This is a genomic window from Nonomuraea sp. B10E15, from assembly GCF_039871615.1.
Taxonomy (GTDB): domain Bacteria; phylum Actinomycetota; class Actinomycetes; order Streptosporangiales; family Streptosporangiaceae; genus Nonomuraea.
The window spans coordinates 1,726,619-1,747,731 of the sequence record NZ_JBDPMB010000001.1 but is presented as its reverse complement, the minus strand read 5'-3'; the positions used below and the strand labels follow the sequence as shown (position 1 = coordinate 1,747,731).

At 71.7% G+C, this 21,113-nt stretch carries 20 protein-coding genes; 7 read left to right on the top strand and 13 right to left on the bottom strand.

Annotated features, from left to right (window positions below; translation table 11 throughout):
• Window positions 1-37: 37 nt before the first annotated feature.
• The 3 genes from der to ABGB14_RS07965 form a co-directional block, all read right to left on the bottom strand.
• On the bottom strand, window positions 38-1,429 hold the full coding sequence (gene der, locus ABGB14_RS07975; RefSeq protein ID WP_347642869.1) for a ribosome biogenesis GTPase Der: 1,392 nt from the start codon (window positions 1,427-1,429) through the stop codon (window positions 38-40).
• 35 nt (window positions 1,430-1,464) lie between these two features.
• Entirely contained in the window at window positions 1,465-2,163 is a 699-nt protein-coding gene (gene cmk, locus ABGB14_RS07970; RefSeq protein ID WP_347642868.1) for a (d)CMP kinase, read from the bottom strand.
• A 187-nt stretch (window positions 2,164-2,350) separates the two neighbouring features.
• Window positions 2,351-2,998 carry a dihydrofolate reductase family protein gene (locus ABGB14_RS07965; RefSeq protein ID WP_347642867.1) on the bottom strand — a complete coding sequence of 216 codons (648 nt, stop codon included), beginning with the start codon at window positions 2,996-2,998 and terminating at the stop codon, window positions 2,351-2,353.
• 190 nt (window positions 2,999-3,188) lie between these two features.
• Between ABGB14_RS07965 and ABGB14_RS07960 the strand changes: the two genes are divergently transcribed.
• The 3 genes from ABGB14_RS07960 to ABGB14_RS07950 all read left to right on the top strand — a co-directional run bounded on the left by ABGB14_RS07960 (window position 3,189) and on the right by ABGB14_RS07950 (window position 5,191).
• A complete protein-coding gene (locus ABGB14_RS07960; protein WP_347642866.1) occupies window positions 3,189-4,043 on the top strand; it encodes a glycosyltransferase in 855 nt (284 codons plus the stop codon).
• 47 nt (window positions 4,044-4,090) lie between these two features.
• Complete coding sequence (locus ABGB14_RS07955; RefSeq protein ID WP_347621437.1) at window positions 4,091-4,285, top strand: DUF2795 domain-containing protein; 195 nt, start codon at window positions 4,091-4,093, stop codon at window positions 4,283-4,285.
• A gap of 63 nt (window positions 4,286-4,348) precedes the next feature.
• Window positions 4,349-5,191, top strand: a complete 843-nt coding sequence (locus tag ABGB14_RS07950; RefSeq protein ID WP_347642865.1) for a PhzF family phenazine biosynthesis isomerase — start codon at window positions 4,349-4,351, stop codon at window positions 5,189-5,191.
• Between the two features lie 298 nt (window positions 5,192-5,489).
• On the opposite strand, the gene ABGB14_RS07945 is transcribed toward ABGB14_RS07950, so the two are convergent.
• From ABGB14_RS07945 to ABGB14_RS07905, 9 genes are all read right to left on the bottom strand, one after another.
• Entirely contained in the window at window positions 5,490-6,635 is a 1,146-nt protein-coding gene (locus ABGB14_RS07945; protein ID WP_347642864.1) for a prephenate dehydrogenase, read from the bottom strand.
• A 63-nt stretch (window positions 6,636-6,698) separates the two neighbouring features.
• Window positions 6,699-7,058 (bottom strand): chorismate mutase, encoded by a 360-nt coding sequence (aroH, locus tag ABGB14_RS07940; RefSeq protein WP_132606764.1) that lies wholly within the window; start codon window positions 7,056-7,058, stop codon window positions 6,699-6,701.
• A 69-nt stretch (window positions 7,059-7,127) separates the two neighbouring features.
• Window positions 7,128-9,017 (bottom strand): pseudouridine synthase, encoded by a 1,890-nt coding sequence (locus tag ABGB14_RS07935; protein ID WP_347642863.1) that lies wholly within the window; start codon window positions 9,015-9,017, stop codon window positions 7,128-7,130.
• Window positions 9,014-9,577, bottom strand: a complete 564-nt coding sequence (scpB, locus tag ABGB14_RS07930; protein WP_347643141.1) for an SMC-Scp complex subunit ScpB — start codon at window positions 9,575-9,577, stop codon at window positions 9,014-9,016. The genes ABGB14_RS07935 and scpB overlap by 4 nt, the downstream gene beginning before the upstream one ends.
• A gap of 661 nt (window positions 9,578-10,238) precedes the next feature.
• On the bottom strand, window positions 10,239-11,057 hold the full coding sequence (locus ABGB14_RS07925; protein WP_347642862.1) for a segregation/condensation protein A: 819 nt from the start codon (window positions 11,055-11,057) through the stop codon (window positions 10,239-10,241).
• A complete protein-coding gene (locus ABGB14_RS07920; protein ID WP_212746156.1) occupies window positions 11,054-11,995 on the bottom strand; it encodes a ParA family protein in 942 nt (313 codons plus the stop codon). The genes ABGB14_RS07925 and ABGB14_RS07920 overlap by 4 nt, the downstream gene beginning before the upstream one ends.
• A 116-nt stretch (window positions 11,996-12,111) precedes the next feature.
• A complete protein-coding gene (locus ABGB14_RS07915; protein ID WP_347642861.1) occupies window positions 12,112-13,035 on the bottom strand; it encodes a site-specific tyrosine recombinase XerD in 924 nt (307 codons plus the stop codon).
• A complete protein-coding gene (locus ABGB14_RS07910; RefSeq protein WP_347642860.1) occupies window positions 13,032-13,685 on the bottom strand; it encodes an NUDIX hydrolase in 654 nt (217 codons plus the stop codon). The genes ABGB14_RS07915 and ABGB14_RS07910 overlap by 4 nt, the downstream gene beginning before the upstream one ends.
• Window positions 13,682-15,349 carry a CTP synthase gene (locus ABGB14_RS07905; RefSeq protein ID WP_347642859.1) on the bottom strand — a complete coding sequence of 556 codons (1,668 nt, stop codon included), beginning with the start codon at window positions 15,347-15,349 and terminating at the stop codon, window positions 13,682-13,684. Before ABGB14_RS07905 ends, ABGB14_RS07910 begins: the two co-directional genes overlap by 4 nt.
• A gap of 110 nt (window positions 15,350-15,459) precedes the next feature.
• On the opposite strand from ABGB14_RS07905, the gene ABGB14_RS07900 reads away from it, so the two are divergent.
• From ABGB14_RS07900 to ABGB14_RS07885, 4 genes are all read left to right on the top strand, one after another.
• Window positions 15,460-16,110, top strand: coding sequence for an acyltransferase (locus ABGB14_RS07900; RefSeq protein ID WP_347642858.1), 651 nt, complete (start codon window positions 15,460-15,462; stop codon window positions 16,108-16,110).
• A gap of 38 nt (window positions 16,111-16,148) precedes the next feature.
• Window positions 16,149-17,273: a nitronate monooxygenase family protein gene (locus ABGB14_RS07895; RefSeq protein WP_347642857.1), complete on the top strand. Its 1,125-nt coding sequence runs from the start codon at window positions 16,149-16,151 to the stop codon at window positions 17,271-17,273.
• 84 nt (window positions 17,274-17,357) lie between these two features.
• A complete protein-coding gene (locus ABGB14_RS07890) occupies window positions 17,358-17,963 on the top strand; it encodes a pyridoxamine 5'-phosphate oxidase family protein (RefSeq protein ID WP_347642856.1) in 606 nt (201 codons plus the stop codon).
• Window positions 17,964-17,981: 18 nt separating this feature from the next.
• Entirely contained in the window at window positions 17,982-18,752 is a 771-nt protein-coding gene (locus ABGB14_RS07885; RefSeq protein ID WP_347642855.1) for a GntR family transcriptional regulator, read from the top strand.
• Here the strand turns inward: ABGB14_RS07885 and ABGB14_RS07880 are convergent.
• Window positions 18,730-21,093, bottom strand: coding sequence for an FAD-dependent oxidoreductase (locus tag ABGB14_RS07880; protein WP_347642854.1), 2,364 nt, complete (start codon window positions 21,091-21,093; stop codon window positions 18,730-18,732). The two genes, ABGB14_RS07885 and ABGB14_RS07880, sit on opposite strands and share 23 nt — an antisense overlap.
• Between the last annotated feature and the right edge of the window lie 20 nt (window positions 21,094-21,113).

Here is a 21,113-nt window from a genome sequence, read left to right as displayed (position 1 = left end):
CGGAGGGAACGGCAAAACCTTTGCCGCCCCCGGTCCGCTACCGGTCCTTCTTCGAGCGCTTCTCCCGGATCTTCATCGTGACCTCGATCGGCGACCCGGCGAAGCCGAACTCCTCGCGGATGCGGCGCTCGACGAAGCGGCGGTAGGTGTCTTCGAGCCAGCCCGAGGTGAACAGCACGAACTTGGGCGGCTCCACCGACGCCTGCGTGGCGAAGAGGATCTTCGGCTGCTTGCCGCCCCGAACCGGCGGCGGCGTCTGCTGCACCAGCTCGGTCAGGAACGCGTTGAGCCGGGCCGTCGGCACCCGCGTGGACCACGAGTCGAGGGCCTTCTCCAGCGCGGGGACCAGCCGGTCGACGTGCCGCCCCGTCTTGGCGGAGATGTTGACGCGCAGCGCCCACGGAGTGCGTACGAGCTGGCGGTCGATCTCCTTCTCCAGGTAGTAGCGGCGGTCCTCGTCGACCAGGTCCCACTTGTTGAAGGCGACCACCATCGCCCGCCCCGACTCGATGACCAGGCCGATGATGCGGAGGTCTTGCTCGGTGAGCGGCTGGCTGGCGTCGATCAGCACGATCGCCACCTCGGTGCGCTCCAGCGCCGCGCGCGTGCGCATGGCGGCGTAGAAGTCGGCGCCCTGCAGCTCGCGGTCGCGCCGCCGGATGCCGGCCGTGTCGACGAAACGCCAGGTGCGGCCGCCCAGCTCGACCAGCTCGTCGACCGGATCGCGGGTGGTGCCGGCCATCGGGTCGACCAGGACGCGCTCCTCCCCCGCCAGCTTGTTGAGCAGCGAGGACTTGCCGACGTTGGGCTTGCCGAGCAGCGCGACGCGGGCGGGCCCGCGCTCGGCCCCGAACGTCACCTCGGGCGTCTCCGGGAGCGCGTCGAGCACCACGTCGAGCAGGTCGCCGCTGGAGCGGCCGTGCAGTGCGGAGACGGGATAGGGCTCGCCGAGCCCGAGCGACCACAGCGCGGCGGCCTCCAGCTCCAGCTGCTGGTTGTCGACCTTGTTGGCGGCCAGGATGACCGGCTTGCCCGACTGCCGCAGCACCGAGCCCACGGTCTCGTCGGCGTCGGTCGCGCCGACGGTGGTGTCGACCACGAACACGATCACGTCGGCCAGTTCGGCCGCGATCTGGGCCTGCTCGGCGATGCGCAGGTTCATCCCGGTCGCGTCGGGGTCCCACCCTCCGGTGTCGACCACGGTGAAGCGGCGGCCGCGCCAGTTGGCTTCGTAGGTGACGCGGTCGCGGGTGACCCCCGGCACATCCTCGACGACCGCCTCGCGGCGGCCGATGATGCGGTTGACCAGCGTGGACTTGCCGACGTTCGGCCGCCCCACGATGGCGACGACCGGCAGCGGCGCGGCGTCGCCGTGCTCGGTTATCTCAAGATCGTCGAGGTCGGCCTCGACCCAATCCCCCGTTGACACGATGTTTCGTCCTTAGTGAGTACCGCACCTGCTCGTCAGGTGCGCTCGCGAATGCGGTCGCCGCCGGGCCCGCCCGGGCCCGCCTGCTCGGCGACCAGTCTCAGCACCTCCGCGATGACCTCGTCGAGGCTCATCGCGGTGGTGTCGAGCTCGACGGCGCCATCCGCCATCGAGAGTGGGTCGGCCTGACGTGTCGAGTCGAGAGTGTCACGCCTGGCCATGGCCTCCTGCTGCGCCCGGACGGTCGAGCCGGCCAGCTCCGCGCTGCGCCGCAGGGCACGCGCCTCGGCGCTGGCCGTCAGGTAGATCTTGACGGCGGCGCCGGGGCAGACGACCGTGCCGATGTCGCGTCCCTCGACCACGAAGCCGCCGTCGCCGATGATCTCCCGCTGCCGCGCGACCAGGCGGGCGCGCACCTCGGGGACGGCGGCGACGGCGGAGACGGCTCCGGTGACGTCGGCCTCCCTGATCGGCCCCGCGACGTCGACCTCGTCGACATGGATCGCCGGGCTGTCAGGGTCGGTGCCGGAGACGATCAGCGGCTCGCCGCAGCGGGCCGCGATCGCGCCGGGGTCGGCCAGATCGACACCCTGCCGGAGCATCCACCAGGTCATCGCGCGGTACATCGCCCCGGTGTCGAGGTAACGCAGGCCCAGCGCGCGGGCCACTCCGCGCGAGACGCTCGACTTGCCCGACCCCGAAGGGCCGTCCATGGCGACGACCAGACCGGTCACGGTCTCTCCCTCTTCACGTTGTTCCACCCGACTTGAAGAGGCTACAGCCTCCGGCTCGGTCGGCGATCCAGCTTTCGAGCGGGCCGAGCGGCACCCTGACCGGCACGTGGGGCGGCGGCGACGACCGGGAGGGCTGGCTTGGCCCTCATTCGCCTGCCAGGGGCCTACGGCCCGGCCGTGCCGGCGGTCACCGGCTCTTCGCGGTGAACGTCAGGTGCGTGACGCCGGACGGCGTGGAGACCGCTTCGATGTCGTACGCCTCCTCCAGCGACTCCAGGCCGTCCCAGAGCCGGACGCCACGGCCGAGCAGGATCGGTATCTGGACGACGTGCAGGTGATCGACCAGCCCTTCTCTGAGGAAGTCGCGTATGACGGACGGCCCGCCGCCGAGGCGCACGTCCTGGCCTCCGGCCGCCTCGCGGGCCTTGTCGAGTGCCTGCGCGGGCGAGGCGTCGAGGAAGTGGAACGTGGTGCCGCCCTCCATCTCGATCGACGGCCGCGGCCGGTGGGTGATCACGAAGACCGGCGTGCGGAACGGCGGGTCGGCACCCCACGCGCCCTTGTAGCCGGGGTCGTCCTGCCAGCCGGGCGGGCCGAACTTGCCCGCGCCCATGATCTCGGCGCCGATGCCGTGACCGTGCATCGTCGCGAAGGCGTTGTCGGCGCCGGCGCTCCCGCCGCCGCCCCCGCCCATCTCGTGCCAGTACCGGGTGGCGAACATCCAGTCGTGCAGGCGCTCACCGGCGTGACCGAACGGGGCGCCAGGAGCCTGACCCTCGCCGGTGCCGAAGCCGTCCAGCGAGATCGTGAAGTTGTGAACGCGCAACCTACTCATGATCGCTTCCTCCAGGACTGACGGTGCCTGAGACACTGTGTACGTTAGAGACAGCTCTGGCTCTTCGGCCACCGCGACCAGAGTTTGCGCCCGCACCATCATCCGGCGCACCCGGCGCACCCGCCCCGCCCGGCCGCCGGGTGCGGCCCTGATCAGGACTAACGCCCACCGCTCCGGTAAGTGACCGGGTGTGACAGGGACGGACAACGCACGGGTCACCGTCGTCGTGGCCAGCAAGGATCGGCTGCGGGCGCTGGTCCGTTCGCTCCCGAAGCATCCGCGCCCGGTGATCCTGGTGGACAACGGCTCGACCGACGGGACGGCGGGGTTCGTCAGCCGGCACTTCCCCGACGTCCGGCTCGTGGAGCAGGACACGAACCTGGGCGCGCCCGCCCGCAACATCGGCGTGCGGATGGCCGAGACGCCGTACGTGGCCTTCGCCGACGACGACTCCTGGTGGGCGCCCGGCGCGCTGGAGTTGGCCGCCGACGTGCTGGACGCCCATCCCCGGCTGGCCGTGCTCGGCGCGCGCGTGCTGGTGGGCCCCGAGGAGCGGCTGGATCCGGTGTCGGAGCTGATGCGTCACTCGCCGCTCGGCATCGAGCCGGATCTGCCGGGGCCGAGCGTCCTCGGGTTCCTGGCGTGCGGGGCGGTGGTGCGCAGGGAGGCGTTCCTGGAGGCGGGCGGCTTCGACGACGTGATCTTCTTCTTCGGCGAGGAGGAGCGCCTGGCGGTCGACCTGGCCGCGAAGGGGTGGGGGCTGGCGTACGTGGACGACGTCGTGGCCCACCACCACCCGTCGCCGGCCAAGGACCCGCGTGGCAGGCGGGCGCTGGCTCTGCGCAACGCCGTACTCACCGCGGTGTTGCGCCGCCCGTGGCCGGTGGTGGCGCGGCGGGCGCTCGACGCCCTGCGTGCGGGACCCGCCGGGTGGGAGGGGCTGCGTGCGGCCGTACCGCGCCTTCCAGGGGCGCTGGCGGAGCGGCGGGGGTTGCCGCGCGCCGTGGAGCGGGCACGGCGGCGGCTGGAGCGGGCCGGCGGCTGAGCGCGGGCGTGCGGTTACGTCTCACGGAACGGGGGCAGCAGGCGGGCATGAGTACCGCACCTAACCCGATCGACCTGCAGAAACACCTGGGTGGTGTCGACTACCCGGCAGGCAAGGCCGATCTGATCAAGGCCGCGCGCGACCACAACGCGAGCAAGGACATCGTCGAAGCCCTGGAGGCCATGCCCGACCGCGAGTACGACGGCCCGAACGCCGTCAGCGAGGCCGTCACCAAACGCTGAGCCGCGGCGGCGGCCGGGATCGGTCGCCGAAACGGGTCGGCCCGCATACGTCATGATGACCACATGACTGAAATATTGAGGTACGCCGCTTTCACCACCACTCCCACCGGCGGCAACCCCGCCGGAGTGGTCTTGGACGCCCGGGAGTTGTCGGACGCGGACATGCTCGCCATCGCCGCCGAACTCGGCTACTCCGAGACGGCCTTCTTGCACCCCACCACGGATGAGCGCCAGTACCGGATCCAGTACTTCAGCCCGCTGAGCGAGGTCGCCTTCTGCGGCCATGCGACGATCGCTGCCTCGATCGCGCTCGGCGAGCGGATCGGCCCCGGAGCCGTGAACCTCGCTACCCAGGCGGGCCCGGTCCCGGTGGAGATCGCCGCGGATCCGGCCGGAGGGCTCATCGCCACCTTGACCAGTCCGCCGACCTCCACCCGCCAAGCCTCCGAAGAGGAGACACGGCCCGTGCTGGCCGCACTGGGCTGGTCGGCCGACGATCTGGACCCCGACTACCCGGTGCACGTCGCCTCCGCCGGCAACGACCATCTCGTCCTGGCCGCGTCCAGCCGGGGCCGTCTGGCCGATCTCGACTACGACTTCGATGCCCTCAGCAAGATCATGTCTGACTCGGGATGGATTACCATCCACCTTTTCTGGCACGCATCCCCCGCCGTCTTCCACGTCCGCAACCCGTTTCCGCCCGGCGGCGTGGTCGAGGACCCCGCCACCGGTGCCGCGGCCGCCGCCTTCACCGGCTACCTGCGTACGCTGGGACGTCTCGAAGATGGCGCCGTTCTCACCCTTCACCAGGGCGTCGACATGGGGCGGCCCAGCCTCTTGACGTGTACCACCGTTCCCGGCGACTCCCGTGTCAAGGTCTCGGGCACCGCGGTGCCCATTCGGTAGCGGCAGTTCGGGGTTCGCCGTCCAAGGTCGTCTCAGCGAGGCCGTGCCACGCTGCTCGCCGCCGGCCACGACATGTGGCTCGCGCTGGAAGAGCGCTGGTACGAGCGCGCCGTCGACGCCGTGGGCGTGCGCCGGTTCGCGGTGCGGGACCCGGACGGCTATCTCCTGCGCATCTCTCAGCGCCTGGGGACCCGCCCCCGATAGCCGCCCGCGTCACCGAACGCCGGCCTCCGACCTTCGGCGAAGCGATCCCGGAATCCCTCGCTGGACATCGCCGACGGATCCCGGGCGGATGACGCTAGGGAACCTGCCAGCCGCGTTCGCGCAGGGCCTCGGAGAGCCTGGCGGCCGCGTCGGGCTCCACCGACAGCTCGGCGATGCCCAGCGGCAGCCCAGGGGCGTGCTCGAGGCGCACGTCCTCGACGTTGACGCCGACCTCGTCGCACACCTGGAACAGCCGGGCCAGCTGGCCGGGGCGGTCGCCGATGACGACCTGGACGACGGCGTAGGAGGAGGCGGGGCCGCCGTGCTTGCCGGGGATACGATCGTGGCCGACGACACCCCGCTTGAGCAGCTGGGTGATCTCGCCGGTCGCGGTGCCGTCGCCCTCGGCCAGGGCCCGCAGCGCGCTCGCCGCGTCGGCCAGGTCGTGCGCGACGGCTTCGAGCACCTCGGCGACCGGGGAGGCGTTGCCCGACAGGATGCCGAGCCAGAGCCCGGGGTCGCTGCCCGCGATCCGGGTGACGTCGCGCACGCCCTGCCCGGCCAGGCCGAGAGCGACGTCGGTGGCGTCGGCCAGGCGCGCGGCCACGGCGGAGGCCGCGACGTGGGGGGCGTGGGAGACGACGGCGACGGCGCGGTCGTGGTCGGTGGCGCTGACCTCGACCGCGTTGGCGCCGCACAACTCGATCAGGCGCAGCACGGCCGCCTTCGCCTCGGGGTCGGCCTCCTCCGTGGGGCACAGCGCCCACGGCCGGCCCAGGAAAAGGTCGTCCCTGGCCGCCCCCGGGCCGGACTTCTCGCGGCCGGCGAGCGGATGGGAGGCGACGTAGGCGGACAGGTCGCAGCCGAGCTGCGCGGCCCGGTGGATGGGCTCCGCCTTGACGCTGGCGACGTCGGTGTAGAACCTGGCCGCCTGGAGCCGCTGCAGCTCGAGCAGCTCGGTCGCCACGTGGGCGGGAGGCACCGCGATGATCGCCAGGTCGGCCTGCTCAGTGGCCCGGCCCTCCTGCGGGACTGCTTCCTCGAGGGCCTGGCCGCCGGGCGGGGCGAGGTGCGGGCCGCCGGGCCGCCACTCCTCGCCCGCCCCGAGCTCCCGTGCCAGCCGTACGGCTCCCTGATCGCGGTCGGCGAGCAGCACGCGCACACCGCGCTTGCGCAGCGCCAGCGCCGCGGAGGTGCCGATGAGACCGGTGCCGACGACGAGCACGGTGCGAAGATCCATCTGGTGTCCTGATTTATCGGGCCATTGGGATAGCCAGTATCTCGTTATGTGATGCCCGGTCGCTCACTGCGCGATGTCCTGCCGCAGCGCCACCGCGCCACGCAGGTAAACATGCTGGATCTCGGCTCTCGGCCGGTCGGTCTCCACGTGGGCCATGAGCCGCACCACGCGGGGCAGCGCACCCGGCACGGCGATCTCGGTGCAGCAGATCAGCGGCACCTCGTGGAAACCCAGCTTCCGCGCCGCGAGCGCGGGAAACTCGGCCGTCAGATCGGGCGTGGCCGTGAACAGCACGCTGATCACGTCATCCGGGGTCAGCTCGTTACGCTCCATGATCGCGCTGACCAGCTCGGTCGTCCCTTCGATGATCGAGCCACGGTCGTCGGCGTCCACCTGGATCGCCCCACGAATCGCGCGCACCATGTGGTCAGTCCCCTTCCCTAACCGGGAGAGCCCGCGCGAGGATCGCACGGGCTCCTTCTTCCGGCCAGGTTACAGCTTCACGGCGGCGTAGAGCTCGCCGACTTCCTTCAGGCTGAGCGCCCGGATGGTGCCCGGCTTCGTACGGCCCAGCTTCACCGGACCGAACTCGATTCTGGCCAGGTCGATCACCCGGTGGCCCGCCACCTCCAGCATGCGCCGCACGACGTGCCTGCGTCCCTCGTGCAGCACGACCTCGACCAGCGCCTGCTGCCCGTGCTCCTGCACGACGGTGAAGCTGTCGGCCTTGACCATGCCGTCCTCCAGCTCGATGCCCTGCTTGAGCCTGCGGCCCAGATCACGCGGGATCGGCCCGGGCACCTTGGCCCAGTATTTCTTCTGCACCCCATAGCTCGGATGCGTCAGCCTGTTGGCCAGCTCGCCGTCGTTGGTGAGCAGCAGCAGGCCCTCGGTCTCGGTGTCGAGCCTGCCCACGTGGAACAGCCTCGGCGCCAGCTCCTCGACGTAGTCGGCCAGGCACGGGCGGCCCTGCGGGTCGTCCATCGTGGAGACGACGCCGATGGGCTTGTTGAGGGCGTAGTAGACCAGGTCGGGGGCGGTGGGGATGCGCTTCCCGTCGACGTGGATGACCTGCGTCGCGGGATCGACCTTGGCGCCGAACCTCCGTACGACCTGGCCGTTCACCGTGACCCGGCCCTCGCCGATCATCTCCTCGCACGCCCTGCGGCTGGCGACGCCCGCCTGGGCGAGCACCTTCTGCAGCCGCACGCCGTCAGGGACCTCGGTGGTGTCGCGCTCGTCGGAGTAGCCCTCGGGGTAGAAGTCACGGTCGCGCAGGGGCTGGCGGGCCGCCTTCACCCGGTCGTGCTGAGGGCTGCCGTAGCCGTTCCCGCCGCCGCGCCTGCCCCCGATCGTCTGGACGTCGTCCCGCCGGGGACGACCGGTGCGCCCGGTGTCACGCCCGGTGCGGCCGGTGTCGCGCCCGGTGCGGGCATCGCCGTCGCGCCTGCCGTAACGGGACCTGGTGGACTCGGCGCTCCGGGAACCGGCCTCACGGCGCCCGCTCCTGTCGGCCCGGAACCCGCCGCGCTCATCACGACGCTCGCCTCCGTAGCCACCCCGGTCGGACCTGCCGCCCGGTTCGGAACGGTAACCGGTGCCGCGCTCGTCACGCCGCTCGGACCCGTAACCACGCTCGAACCTGCCGCCGCGCTCGGAACGGAAACCGCCACCGCGCTCGTCCCGACGCTCGGAACGGTAACCGCCGCCACGCTCATCACGCCGCTCGGACCTGTCGCCGCGCTCGGAGCGGTAACCGCCACCGCGCTCGTCACGACGCTCGGACCGGAAACCGCCGCCACGCTCATCACGTCGCTCGAACCTGTCGCCGCGCTCGGACCGGTAACCGCCGCCACGCTCGTCACGACGCTCGGACCGGAAACCGCCGCCACGCTCGTCACGACGCTCGGAACGGTAGCCTCCCCGGTCGCCACGAGGACGCTCACCACGTCCGTGGCGATCCTCGCGGCCCTCGCTCTGGTAACGGTCGTCGCGATCGTAACGGTCGTCGCGGTCGCCGCCCGTGAAGCGGTCGTCGCGGCCGGCTCCGCGCGCGTAGCGGCCGCCGCCGGCGTCGTCGCGCCCGGCGGGCCCGCCGTACCGGGCGCGGGTGCCGCCCCGGTCGGCGCGGAGGGAGTCGGGGGAGGGCCGGGAGTCGCGTGCGGAGTCGCGACCGCGGCCACGGTCGTCGCCCCGGAAGTCGTCACGGCGAGACCCGCCTCTGGAGTCTCTTCGGCCGGTCCCACCGCGGAAGTCGTCGTCACGCCGGGAGTCGCCACGGGCGTCGTCGGAGCGGAAGGCGGGACGCCCACCACGGCCGGAGCCGCCTGTGCGTCCACGACCGCGTCCATCACCGGACGGGGTGCTGCGCCTGTTGATCACTTTGTTGTCTCCTCGAGGTTTTCCACGTCGTCGGGGAGGAAGGGCGCGAGTTCGGGGAGCTCGCTCAGATCCCGTAGTCCCAGACGTTCAAGGAAGTATGAGCTTGTCCGGTAGAGCACCGCTTGGCTCTCCGGGTCGGTGCCGGCCTCTTCGACCAGCCCCCTGGCGACGAGTGTGCGCATGACACCGTCGCTGTTGACGCCGCGTACGGCGGCGACGCGGGAACGGCTCACCGGTTGCCGGTAGGCCACGACCGCGAGTGTTTCGAGCGCGGCCTGGGTCAGCCGCGTCTGCTGGCCGTCGCGTACGAACCTTTCGACCAGCGGCGCGCAGTCGGCACGCGTGTAGAAACGCCAACCACCCGCCACTTCTCTCAAGTCGAAACCCCGTCCGGCGACGGTGTATTCCGCCGCCAGCCCACGCAGCGCCGCGGCGACCTCGTGGGTGGGCCGTTCGAGCACCTGAGCCAGGGTCACCTCGGCGACCGGCTCGTCAACGACAAGCAGGATAGCCTCCAGCGCCGCCTCGAGCCTCGGCCCCTCCCCCGGCTCGGCTCCCACCGCGCGTCCGGCAGCGGCGTCCACGTCTGGCCCGTCGCCGGGTGTCAGGGCGCCGTTTCCCGTGGCCGGGGTGGTGTTCGTGCCGTCCGCCGCCTCGTCACGGCGGGGGGCGCCGGTCACCGGCCCGTCGCCCTCAGCCGTCCTGTCAGCGGCGAAGGCCGGCCCGTCAGCACCAGCCACCGGCTCATCTTGCGGCACCCGCTCCCTGTCCTGCGCCACGTCTTCGTCCGGGCCCAGGTCCTCGTCACGTCCCAGGTCCTCGTCCGGCCGCGTCCCAGCCCTGGACGTCGTGTCGTCCTGGGACGACGTCCCCCCACGGACGGACCTGCCCCTGTGGGCCTCCGGCTCGCCCGGGCCGGGGGTGTCGTCCGCGGCCCGCGCCTCCGCAGGCAGCGTGTCGTCCGCAGCGGACGTCTCCGCACGAGACAGCGTGCCTCCCTCGACGCGCGTGTCGTCCGCGACGGACGTCTCCGCGCGGGACGGCGGGTCGTCCTGGGGCGGGTCCTCGTGGGGCGGGTCCTCGTGGGGCGGGGGCGGGTCGTCGGGCGGGGAGGTCTCCGCCTCCGGGGCGCCGGGCTGGACGAGGGAGCCGGGGAGGGTCATCCAGGCGGGCAGCGGCGGCTCCGAGTCGGGAGACTTGCGGGGGTTAGGCAGTGGGTTGTCAGTCATGGGATGGTTTCTCCGCGGATTCCTCGTAGTCGTCCCCCACCGCGACGTCGCCGTCGTCGGCGCCCGTCCAGGTGACGTGCAGGTCGCCCAGCGGCTCGACCTGCTCGAACGTGACCGCCGACTCCCGGAACAGCTCCAGCACGGCCAGGAAGCGGGCGATGACCTCGAAGGTGCCCTCGCAGTCGGCCACCAGCGCCCTGAAGGTGGCCCGCCGGAGGCGCCGCAGGTGCATGACCAGGATGGCCGCCTGCTCCTTGACGCTCGCCAGCGGCTGGTAGATGTGCCCCACGCTGACCGTGGGCGGCAGCTTGGGCGTGAAGGCCCTGGCGGCGATCTTGGCGAGCTCTTCGGGCCCGATGCCCAGGATGAGCTCGGGCAGCAGGTCGGCGAACTGCGGCTCGAGCGGCACCGTACGGGGAAAGCGCAGGGACTCCTCGGCCATCCGCCCGGCGAAGATCTTGGCGACCTCTTTGTACGCTTTGTACTGCAGCAGCCGCGCGAACAGCAGGTCTCTGGCCTCCAGCAGGGCCAGGTCTTCCTCGTCCTCCACCTCGCCCGACGGCAGCAGCCGGGCCGCCTTGAGGTCGAGCAGCGTGGCCGCGACCAGCAGGAAGTGACTGGTCTGGTCGAGGTCCCACTCGGGGCCGCGGGAGCGGATGTAGGCGATGAACTCGTCGGTGACCTTGGAGAGCGAGACCTCGGTGATGTCGAGCTTGTGCTTGGCGATGAGGCCGAGAAGCAGATCGAAGGGACCCTCGAAGACGTCCAGGTGAACCTGGAACCCTTGGGGCTCGGTCTGCTCTGCGGTCACCTGGCCATTGTGGCAGGCGCGGGCCAGCGCGAGAGCACTTCGCGCGCCAGCTCACGGTAGGCGTTGGCGCCGAGGGACGAGGGGTCGAAGGTGGTGATCGGCTCGCCGGCGACGGTCGCGTCGGGGAAACGCACCGTGCGGTTGATGACGGTGTGGAACACCTTGTCGCCGAACGCGTCGACCACGCGGGCCAGCACCTCGCGGCCGTGCAGGGTGCGGGCGTCGTACATGGTGGCGAGCAGGCCCTCGATCTCGAGGTCTTCGTTGAGCCGCTCCTGGACCTTGGAGATGGTGTCCATCAGCAGGGCCACGCCGCGCAGCGCGAAGAACTCGCACTCCAGCGGCACCATGACGCCATGGGCGCACGTGAGCGCGTTGATGGTGAGCAGGCCGAGCGACGGCTGGCAGTCGATGAGGCACACGTCGTAGTGCGGCAGCAGCGGCTTGATCACGCGGCCGAGCACCTGCTCGCGGGCGACCTCGGTGACGAGCTGCACTTCGGCGGCCGACAGGTCGATGTTGCTCGGCAGCAGGTCGAGCCCCTCGACGCCGGTCTCGAGCAGGACGTCCTCGGCGGTGACGCCACGCTCCATCAGCAGGTTGTAGACGGTCAGGTCGAGCTGGAGCGGGTTGATGCCCAGGCCGACGGAGAGCGCGCCCTGCGGGTCGAAGTCGACCAGCAGCACCTTGAGCCCGTATTCGACGAGGGCCGCGCCCAGGTTGATGGTGGTCGTGGTCTTGCCGACCCCGCCCTTCTGGTTGACCATCGCGACCACGCGCGCCGGGCCGTGCACGTCGGGCACCACCGGCTCGGGGAACACGGGTCTGGGCCGCTGCGTGGGCCCGAGGTTGACGCCGTTGGAAGGCGCGTTGGTCTTCGTGTCGCCCCAGGGGTTGTCGGGGGTCCCCGGGGTCGAACCCTTGGTCGTCACAGTCACCAGCTCGAACCTCCCTGACGATCCCGAACCGGACCGTCCGGACGGACACTATGGCGTCACCACTTAACGCGGCAAGGCGGCACGCCGAGGGTGCCGCACACCGCAAAGACTATAGATCACTGCCGGGCCCGTGGATGCGCCGCGGCGTAGACCTCGCGGAGCTTGTCGACCGTGACCAGGGTGTAGACCTGGGTGGTCGTCACCGAGGCGTGGCCGAGCAATTCCTGGACCACCCTAACGTCCGCGCCGCCGTCCAAGAGATGAGTTGCGAAGGAATGTCGGAGAACATGGGGAGATATCTGTTTTAGCCCGGCTCGTTCGGCGGCCGCGTGCAGCACCTCCCACGCTCCCTGCCTGGTCAGACGGCCTCCCCTGGCGTTCAGGAAGACGGCCGGCGTGCCGCGCCCGTGGGCCAGCAGGCCGGGCCGGGCGCGGACGAGGTAGGCGTCGAGGGCGGAGCGAGCATAGCGCCCCAGCGGCACGACGCGGGTGCGGCCGCCCTTCCCGCGCAGGCGCACCTGCTCGTCCTCGAGGTCGTCCACGGCCAGCCCGACGGCCTCCGAGATGCGGGCGCCCGTGCCGTACAGGACCTCCAGCAGGGCGCGGTTGCGCAGCGTGAGAGGCGCTCCGTCCGGGCCCGAGGCGGCGATCAGCCGCTCGACCTCGTCGACGGCGATGGCCTTCGGGAGCCTGCGCATCGGGCGCGGCGGGCGTACCTCGTGGGCGGGGTTGTGGGCCGTGACGCCTTCGCGCAGAGCGAAACGGTGCAGCCCGCGCACGGCCGACAGGGCGCGGGCGGCGGAGCTGGCGACGAGCGCCGGGTGTTCCCCGTCGCCCTCGCGCAACGCGGCGAGGAAGGCCAGGACGTCCGCCTCGCCCACCTCGTGGAGCTCCAGGCGCCCGCGCGCCCGCAGGTGCTCGTAGTAGCGCCGCAGGTCACGACGGTAGGACGCGAGCGTGTTGGCAGCCACGCCCTGCTCCACCGCCAGATGGGCGAGGTAGCTGGAGAGCACGGCCTCCACGATCGGTCCTTCCGTCACGCCTCCGGGGCGTCGGCGGGGCGCAACAGGGCGAGTCCCTCAACCGAAGCCGCGTACGCGGCGAGGATACCGGCCACGGCCGGGGAATTGTGGATCATTCCCATGAGCGCCTTTTCTACCGCGTCGGGCAGAGGGACCCATTCGACCGGCATGTCGATTTCTTCGTGCCGGTGCACGAAGCCGTTCTCCTCGTCGGGGATCTTGGTCAGGTCGCGGGCCAGGAACACCCTGATGCGCTCGTCGCTCATGCCGGGAGAGGTGCGCAGGTCGACGAGCGTGTGCCAGGTGGCGGCGCGGTAGCCGGCCTCCTCGGCGAGCTCGCGCGCGGCCGCGTCGACCAGCGGCTCGCCCGGCACGTCGCGGATGCCGGCGGGCAGTTCCCACATCAGGCGGCGGGTGGGGTGACGGTATTGCCTGATGAGCAGGACGCGGTCCTGGTCGTCGAGCGCGAGCACGGCGACGGCCCCGGGATGGATCACGTAGTCACGCTCGGCCGCCTCGTCGCGCGGCATCCTGACGGTGTCGGTGACCACCTTGATGACGTGGCCCTCGAACCGCTGCTTCGTCTCGAGCACGTCCCACGACTCGGGCGTGTCCCTGATCACGCCCGGCACGAGCCGGTCGGGCGAACCGTCGCCGCCGGCGGTCACTGGCCCACCGTCGTCGCGCCCACGCGGCCGTCGGCGTAGGCCAGGGCCGCGCCGATGAGACCCTTGAACATCGGGTTGGCCCGGGTGGGCCGGGAGCGGAACTCCGGATGCGCCTGGGTGCCGATGAAGAACGGGTGGATGTCGGGGGGCAGCTCGGTGTACTCGACCAGGCGGCCGTCGGGCGACACGCCGGAGAAGACGAGGCCGACCTTCTCCAGCTGCTCGCGGTAGGCGTTGTTGACTTCGTAGCGGTGGCGGTGGCGCTCGTCGGCCTTGGCCACGCCGCCGTAGAGCTGCCGGGCGAGGGTGCCCTCGGCGAGCTTGGCGGTGTAGCTGCCCAGCCGCATCGTGCCGCCCATGTCACGCTCGCCGGCGACGACGTCCTCCTGGTCGGCCATGGTGGAGATGACCGGGTGCTTGGTGTCGGGGTCGAACTCCGTGGAGTTGGCGTCCTCGACGCCCGCCATGTTGCGGGCGGCCTCGATGACCATGCCCTGCATGCCGAGGCAGATGCCGAGCAGCGGGATCTTGCCCTCGCGGGCGTGGCGGATGGCGCCGATCTTCCCCTCGATGCCGCGCACGCCGAACCCGCCGGGGATCAGCACGCCGTCGACGCCGTCGAGCTCGCGCGCGGCGCCCTCGGGGGTCTCGCAGTCGTCGCTCTTGACCCACCGGATGTTGACCCGCGCGTCGTTGGCGAACCCGCCGGCCCGCAGGGCCTCGGTCACCGAGAGGTACGCGTCCGGCAAATCAATATATTTCCCCACAAGGGCGACAGTGGCTTCCCTCGCCGGGCGGTGCACGCGGCGCAGGAGCTGCTCCCACTCCTTCCAGTCGACGTCACGGAAGGGCAGGCCGAGCCGGCGCACCACGTACGCGTCGAGGCCCTCGGAGTGGAGCACCTTGGGGATGTCGTAGATCGAGGCCGCGTCCACGCAGGAGACGACGGCGTCCTCGTCGACGTCGCACATCAGGCTGATCTTGCGCTTGATCGACGTCTGCACGGGCCGGTCGGAGCGCAGCACGATCGCGTCCGGCTGGATGCCGATGCTGCGCAGCGCGGCCACGCTGTGCTGCGTCGGCTTGGTCTTGAGCTCTCCCGAGGGCCCGATGTACGGCAGCAGCGAGACGTGCAGGAAGAAGACGTTGTCGCGCCCCACCTCGTGCCTGATCTGCCGCACGGCCTCCAGGAAGGGCAGCGACTCGATGTCGCCCACCGTGCCGCCGACCTCGGTGATGACGACGTCCACCTCGGGACCGGCCATGCCCCTGATCCGGTCCTTGATCTCGTTGGTGATGTGCGGGATGACCTGGACGGTGTCGCCCAGGTATTCGCCCCGCCGCTCCTTGGCGATGACGTTGGAGTAGACCTGCCCGGTGGTGACGTTGGCCGAACCGTGCAGGTCGGTGTCGAGGAACCGCTCGTAGTGGCCGACGTCGAGGTCGGTCTCCGCGCCGTCGTCGGTGACGAAGACCTCGCCGTGCTGGAACGGGTTCATCGTGCCGGGGTCGACGTTGAGATAGGGGTCGAGCTTCTGCATGGTGACCCTGAGACCGCGCCCTTTGAGCAGGCGACCGAGGCTGGATGCCGTGAGGCCCTTGCCGAGACTGGAGGCGACACCGCCGGTGACGAACAGATGCTTGGTTTGCGATGCGCTGCGCAAAGGGGCTCCCGTGGCTCGAGGTGTGGTCGAAGTGTCCACGGGCTCTCAGGATATCAAACAACGCCCCTCACATGGGCGAACGGCATGACCTGAGGGTAACTTTGGACTCTATGTCACTCGTACGGCGGGCAACGGGCGCGCTGATTCACCGTGTCTACCGGGCGATCCGCCGCGCGGGCGCGATCACTCCGGCCAGTCCGGCGGGCCACCGGTTCCGCCGGCTCGGCGACGGGGTCAGCATCGCGTTCCCCCCTGGCGCGATCTTCGGCGAGCAGTGGATCGAGATCGGCGACCACACCCTGATCGGCGAACGGGTGTCGCTCTCGTGCGGCATGGGCCCGGGCGTGGACCTCGGCCCGGGATCGATCCTGCGCATCGGCGGCGGCTGCTCGATCGGCCGGGGCACGCACATCGTGGCCCACCAGTCGATCGACGTGGGCGACGACGTCTTCACCGGCCCGTACGTCTACATCACCGACCAGAACCACGTCTACGACGACCCCGACGTGCCGATCGGCAGGCAGTGGCCGCGCAACAGCCCGGTCTCGATCGGCTCGGGCTCGTGGCTGGGCGCCGGCGCGATCGTCCTGCCCGGCACGACACTCGGCCGCCAGTGCGTGGTGGCCGCCGGGGCGGTGGTGCGCGGCGAGTTCCCCGACCACAGCGTGGTGGCCGGGGTGCCGGCCAGGCGGGTACGCGGTTACACGGCCGAGTTAGGCTGGCACGCCCCCGACGTCGTCCTGGCCGACAGCGGATCCTGATCTGGACCGAACATCGTTCTGACGGTTAGCGTCACATCATGCGAACCGCCATCTGCGAACGCCTGGGCATCGAGTTCCCCCTGTTCGCGTTCAGCCACTGCCGCGACGTGGTGGCCGCGGTGACGAACGCGGGCGGCTTCGGGGTGCTGGGCGCGATCGCGTACTCGCCCGACCGGCTCGACACCGAGCTCACCTGGATCGACGAGCGGGTGGGCGGCCGGCCGTACGGCGTCGACGTGCTCGTGCCGGGCAAGGTCGACGCCTCCGCGCTCGACCGGCGCGCGCACCTCATGGACTTCATCCCCGAGCGGCACCGCGACTTCGTCACCCACCTGCTGTCCAAATACGGCGTGGGCGCGGCACCGCAGCCGATGACGGCGGTGGCCGACGAGTTCGGCCGGCGGGTGACGGCGTCGGGGGCGACAGGGCTGATCGACGTCGCGCTCGAACACCGGATCGGGCTGATCGCCAGCGCTCTGGGCCCGCCGCCGCCCGAGATGGTGGCCAGGGCCAGGGAGGCGGGCGTGCCGGTGGCCGCGCTGGTCGGCACGGTCGAGCACGCGCGCAGGCAGGTCGCGGCGGGCGCGGACCTCATCGTGGCACAGGGCACCGAGGCGGGCGGGCACACCGGCGAGATCTCCACCATGGTGCTGGTGCCACAGGTCGTGGACGCGGTGGGGCCGGTGCCCGTGCTGGCGGCGGGCGGCATCGCGTCGGGGCGGCAGATGGCCGCGGCCATGGCGCTCGGCGCGGACGGCGTGTGGTGCGGCTCGGTCTGGCTCACGACGGAGGAGGCGGAGACGCCGCCCGCGGTCAAGCGCAAGTTCCTGGAGGCCTCGTCGCTGGACACGGTCAGGTCCAGGTCCCGTACGGGCAAGCCGGCCAGGCAGCTCCGGTCGGCCTGGACCGACGAGTGGGACTCCAGCCAGGAGAGCCCCGGCCCGCTGGGGATGCCGCTGCAGCTGCTGGTGGCCGAGGGGGCCATGGCGCGCATCGCGGCGGCGGCGGAGAAGGGCGAGCCGGGGGCGGTGGAACTGGTCAACTACTACGTAGGGCAGGTCGTGGGCCAGCTCGACCAGGTCAAACCGGCCAGGCAGGTGGTCTACGACCTGGTCAGCGAGTTCGGTGAGGCCGTGGAGCGGCTCAGGCGCCTGTCCGGGTGACGCCCCTGACGGCCGGTCGGCGAGAATGGCGCTTCGGCGGCTCGTGGTCGCGCGCCGCGCTCCTACACCAAGGACGGGGACACCGTGGGCAAGACGTACGACAGCATCACCGACCGTTTGCGGACGTTCATCGAGGCGCAGCCCGTGTTCTTCACGGCGACCGCGCCGCTCGCCGGCGACGGCACGGTCAACCTCTCCCCCAAGGGAGTGAGCGGTTCGCTGGCGGTGCTCGACGAGCTGACGGTGGCCTACCTCGACTTCGCCGGCAGCAACGCGGAGACCGTCGCCCACCTGCGCGAGAACGGCCGGATCACCTTGATGTGGTGCGCCTTCCAGGGTCCTCCGACCATCGTGCGGGTGCACGGGCGCGGTGAGCCCGTCTTCAGGGACGACCCCCGGTGGGCCGAGCTGGCCGCCCGCTTCCCGACGGTCGACGCCGGCGTGCACGGGCTGCGCGCGATCGTGGTCGTCCACGCCGAGCTGATCCGCGACACCTGCGGCTTCGCGGTTCCCCTCATGTCCTACGAGCAGGACCGCGACCTGCACGCGAAGCGGTTCGCCCGGGAGGACGACGAGTCGCTCAACGCCTACTTCTCGCGCAAGGAGCACGTCGCCACCAGCATCGACGGCTTGCCGGGCCTGCCGCTGCCCCTGCCCTCTCCCAGGCCGCGGGAGACCGTCGAGGGCTGACCGGGCTACGATGCGCGTGTGGTCGGGACACCGCCTCAGCTGGAGCGCGGCACCGGCGTCCCCGCGCACGTGCAGATCGAGCGGTGGCTGCTCGAGTCGATCTCCAGCGGCGAGCTGGCGCCGGGCGACCGGCTGCCCGGCGAGCGCGAGCTGGCCAGGCGGCTCGGCGTGAGCCGGATGACGCTCAGGCAGGCGCTGGCCACGCTCGAACGCGACGGCGTGCTCATCAGGACGCCCGGCAGGACGGGCGGCGCGTTCGTGGCCGAGCCGCGCATCGAGTGCGACCTGACCGGGCTGACGGGGTTCACCGAGCAGATGCGGCGGGCGCACCTCCGGGCCGAGGCGCGCATCCTGGTGGCGGCGACGGTGCCCGCGCCCGCCGCGGTGGCCACGGCGCTGCGGGTCGCTCCCGGCTCGCCGGTGCACGAGGTGGCCAGGGTGCGCTCGGCGCGGTCGGCCAGGGGCCGGTCGCCGGTGGCGCTCGAACGCTCCTACTTCCCCGACCTGCCCGGCCTGCTCGACGAGGACCTGACCGGCTCCCTCTACGCGCTGCTCGCCGGCCGCTACGACCTGGCGCCGCGCACGGCCGTCGAGCGGCTCGACCCGGTGATCGCCCGTCCGGCCGAGGCCGCGGAACTGGGCACGACGCCGGGCGCGCCGCTCATGCTGATCGAGCGCACGGCGTACGCGGAGGGCGGCATGCCCGTGGAGTTCGCCCGCGACCTGTTCCGCCCCGACCGGGTGCGGATCTCGGTGCGCAGCGGCGTCACGGAACCAGCGGGGTCCTGACCACGGTGCCCGGCACCCAGGCGCCCTCGACCTCGATCTCCACCCCGGCCCCCGGCTCGACCGGCAGGTACGCGAACGCGATCGACTGCCTGGCGGTGTAGCCGTACCCGCCGGAGGTGACGCGGGCCAGCACCTGGCCGTCCACCCGGACCGGCTCGTTGCCGAGCGCGACCGCCCCCGGGTCGCTCAGCGTCACACAGCGCAGCCGCCTCCCGGGGGCGGGGTCGAGGGCGTCCCTGCCGAGGAAGTCCTTGTCCGGCTTGACGCAGAACCCCAGCCCCGCCTCGTACGGCGTGGTCTCCGGCCCGATGTCGGCACCCCACACCCGGTAGCCCTTCTCGAGCCGGAGGCTGTCGATGGCGCGGTAGCCGCAGGCCGCCATCCCGTGCGGTTCGCCCGCCTCCCACAGCGCCTGCCACAGGGCGAGCCCGTACTCGCTGGAGCAGTAGAGCTCCCAGCCGTGCTCCCCCACGAACGTCACCCGCAGCGCCAGCACCGGCACGTCGCCCACGGTGAGCTCCCGTGACGACATGAACGGGAAGTCGAGCGGGTCGGGGGTGAGGCCGGACAGGATGTCGCGGGCGCGCGGCCCCCACAGGGCGAGGCAGGCGTACTGGCCGGTGACGTCGGCGATCCTGGCGGCCGAGCCCGTGAGCGCGGCCTGCTTGCGCAGCCAGCCGAGGTCGTGGGTGCCGCACGCGGTGCCGGTGACGATGAGGAACTCCTCCTCGCCACGCCGGGTGACGGTGAAGTCGCACTCGATGCCGCCGCGCCGGTTGAGCGCCTGGGTGTAGGTGACGGCGCCGACCTCGCGGGCGACCCGGTTGTCGCACACCCACTCCAGCAGGGTGGCCGCGCCGGGACCGGTGACCTCGATCTTGGCGAACGAGCTCTCGTCGAACAGCCCCGCGGCCGTGCGCGTGGCCCGGTGCTCGGCCCCGGTCGCCGGCGACCACTCGCGGCCCGCCCAGCCCGCGGGGCGCTCGCCGCCGTCCCCGCCGGCTTCGTTGGCCGCGTAGTGGTTGACCCGCTCCCAGCCCGCCTTCTCGCCGAAGACGGCCCCGTGGCGCTGGTGCCACGCGTACGCGGGCGAGACCCGCAGCGGCCGTCCGGCCGACCGCTCGTGGCCGGGGTAGCGGATGTCGTAGTACGTCTCGTAGTTCTCGACCGCGCGCTTGATCGTGTACGACGGCGAGCGGTAGTGGCGGCCGAAACGGCGGATGTCCATGTGCCGGACGTCCATGGCAGGCTCGCCCTCGACGATCCACTCCGCCATCACCTTGCCGATGCCGCCGGCGCCGGCGATGCCGTGGGCGCAGAACCCGGCCGCGACGAAGAACCCGCCCACCTCCGTCTCCCCCAGGCAGAACTCGTTGTCCGGGGTGAAGGCCTCGGGCCCGTTGATCAGCTTGCGGATGCCGACGTCGGCCATCGCCGGCACGCGGATCCTGGAGTTGTCGGAGATCTCCTCGAATCTCGCCCAGTCCTCGGGCAGGAGGCGGCCGTTGAAGTCGGGCGGCATCGCGTCGAAGGTGTCGTGACCGGCCGTCCAGGGCGCGCACGTGCGCTCGTAGCCGCCCATGACCAGGCCCTGCACCTCCTGCCGGTAGTAGACGAGCAGGTCGGGGTCGCGCAGCGTGGGCAGGCCCTGGTGGTCGTGGAAGGCGTCGGTCACCACGTACTGGTGGGACATCGGCACGATCGGGACGCGCACGCCGGCCATGCGCCCGATCTCGGCGGCGAACATGCCGCCGCAGTTGACCACGATCTCGCAGTCGATGTCGCCCTGGTCGGTGCGCACGCCGGTGACCCGGCCCCGTGCGGTGGTGATGCCGAGGGCGCGTGTCTTGGTGCGCAGCCTCGCCCCGCCCTCGCGGGCGCGCGCGGCCAGCGCGTAGCAGAGCTGGGAGGGGTCCACCTGCCCGTCCGTGGGCAGGTACGCGGCCCCCACGACCCCTTCAGGGTCCATGAGGGGGAACAGCTCGACGGCCTCCGCCACCGAGATCTCCCGCAGCGGCAGCCCGAACGTGCGCGCCCAGCCGATCTGGCGGCGGATCTCCGCCATGCGCTCGGGCGTGGAGGCCAGCTTGATGCCGCCGCACTCCGTCCAGCCGGCGTCGAGGGTGCGGTAGAGCTCGACGGAGTACTGGTTCATCCGGGTCAGCGTCGGGTCGGCGCGCAGCTGGCCGACCAGGCCCGCGGAGTGGAAGGTGGAGCCGCTGGTGAGCTCGTCCCGATCCAGCAGGACGACGTCGCGTTCGCCTAGTTGGGTGAGGTGGTAGGCGACGGACGTGCCGCCCACCCCACCACCGATGATCACGATGCGGGCCGAGTCGCTCATGGTCGCGAGGCTAACCGCCG

What these genes read in the sequence shown, in the direction of transcription:
- ABGB14_RS07945 (WP_347642864.1), bottom strand. Translation starts at nt 6,635, where the DNA reads ATGGATCTTCGCACCGTGCTCGTCGTCGGCACCGGTCTCATCGGCACC.
- aroH (WP_132606764.1), bottom strand. Translation starts at nt 7,058, where the DNA reads ATGGTGCGCGCGATTCGTGGGGCGATCCAGGTGGACGCCGACGACCGT.
- ABGB14_RS07900 (WP_347642858.1), top strand. Translation starts at nt 15,460, where the DNA reads ATGTCACTCGTACGGCGGGCAACGGGCGCGCTGATTCACCGTGTCTAC.
- ABGB14_RS07880 (WP_347642854.1), bottom strand. Translation starts at nt 21,093, where the DNA reads ATGAGCGACTCGGCCCGCATCGTGATCATCGGTGGTGGGGTGGGCGGC.
- ABGB14_RS07895 (WP_347642857.1), top strand. Translation starts at nt 16,149, where the DNA reads ATGCGAACCGCCATCTGCGAACGCCTGGGCATCGAGTTCCCCCTGTTC.
- ABGB14_RS07965 (WP_347642867.1), bottom strand. Translation starts at nt 2,998, where the DNA reads ATGAGTAGGTTGCGCGTTCACAACTTCACGATCTCGCTGGACGGCTTC.
- ABGB14_RS07950 (WP_347642865.1), top strand. Translation starts at nt 4,349, where the DNA reads ATGACTGAAATATTGAGGTACGCCGCTTTCACCACCACTCCCACCGGC.
- ABGB14_RS07955 (WP_347621437.1), top strand. Translation starts at nt 4,091, where the DNA reads ATGAGTACCGCACCTAACCCGATCGACCTGCAGAAACACCTGGGTGGT.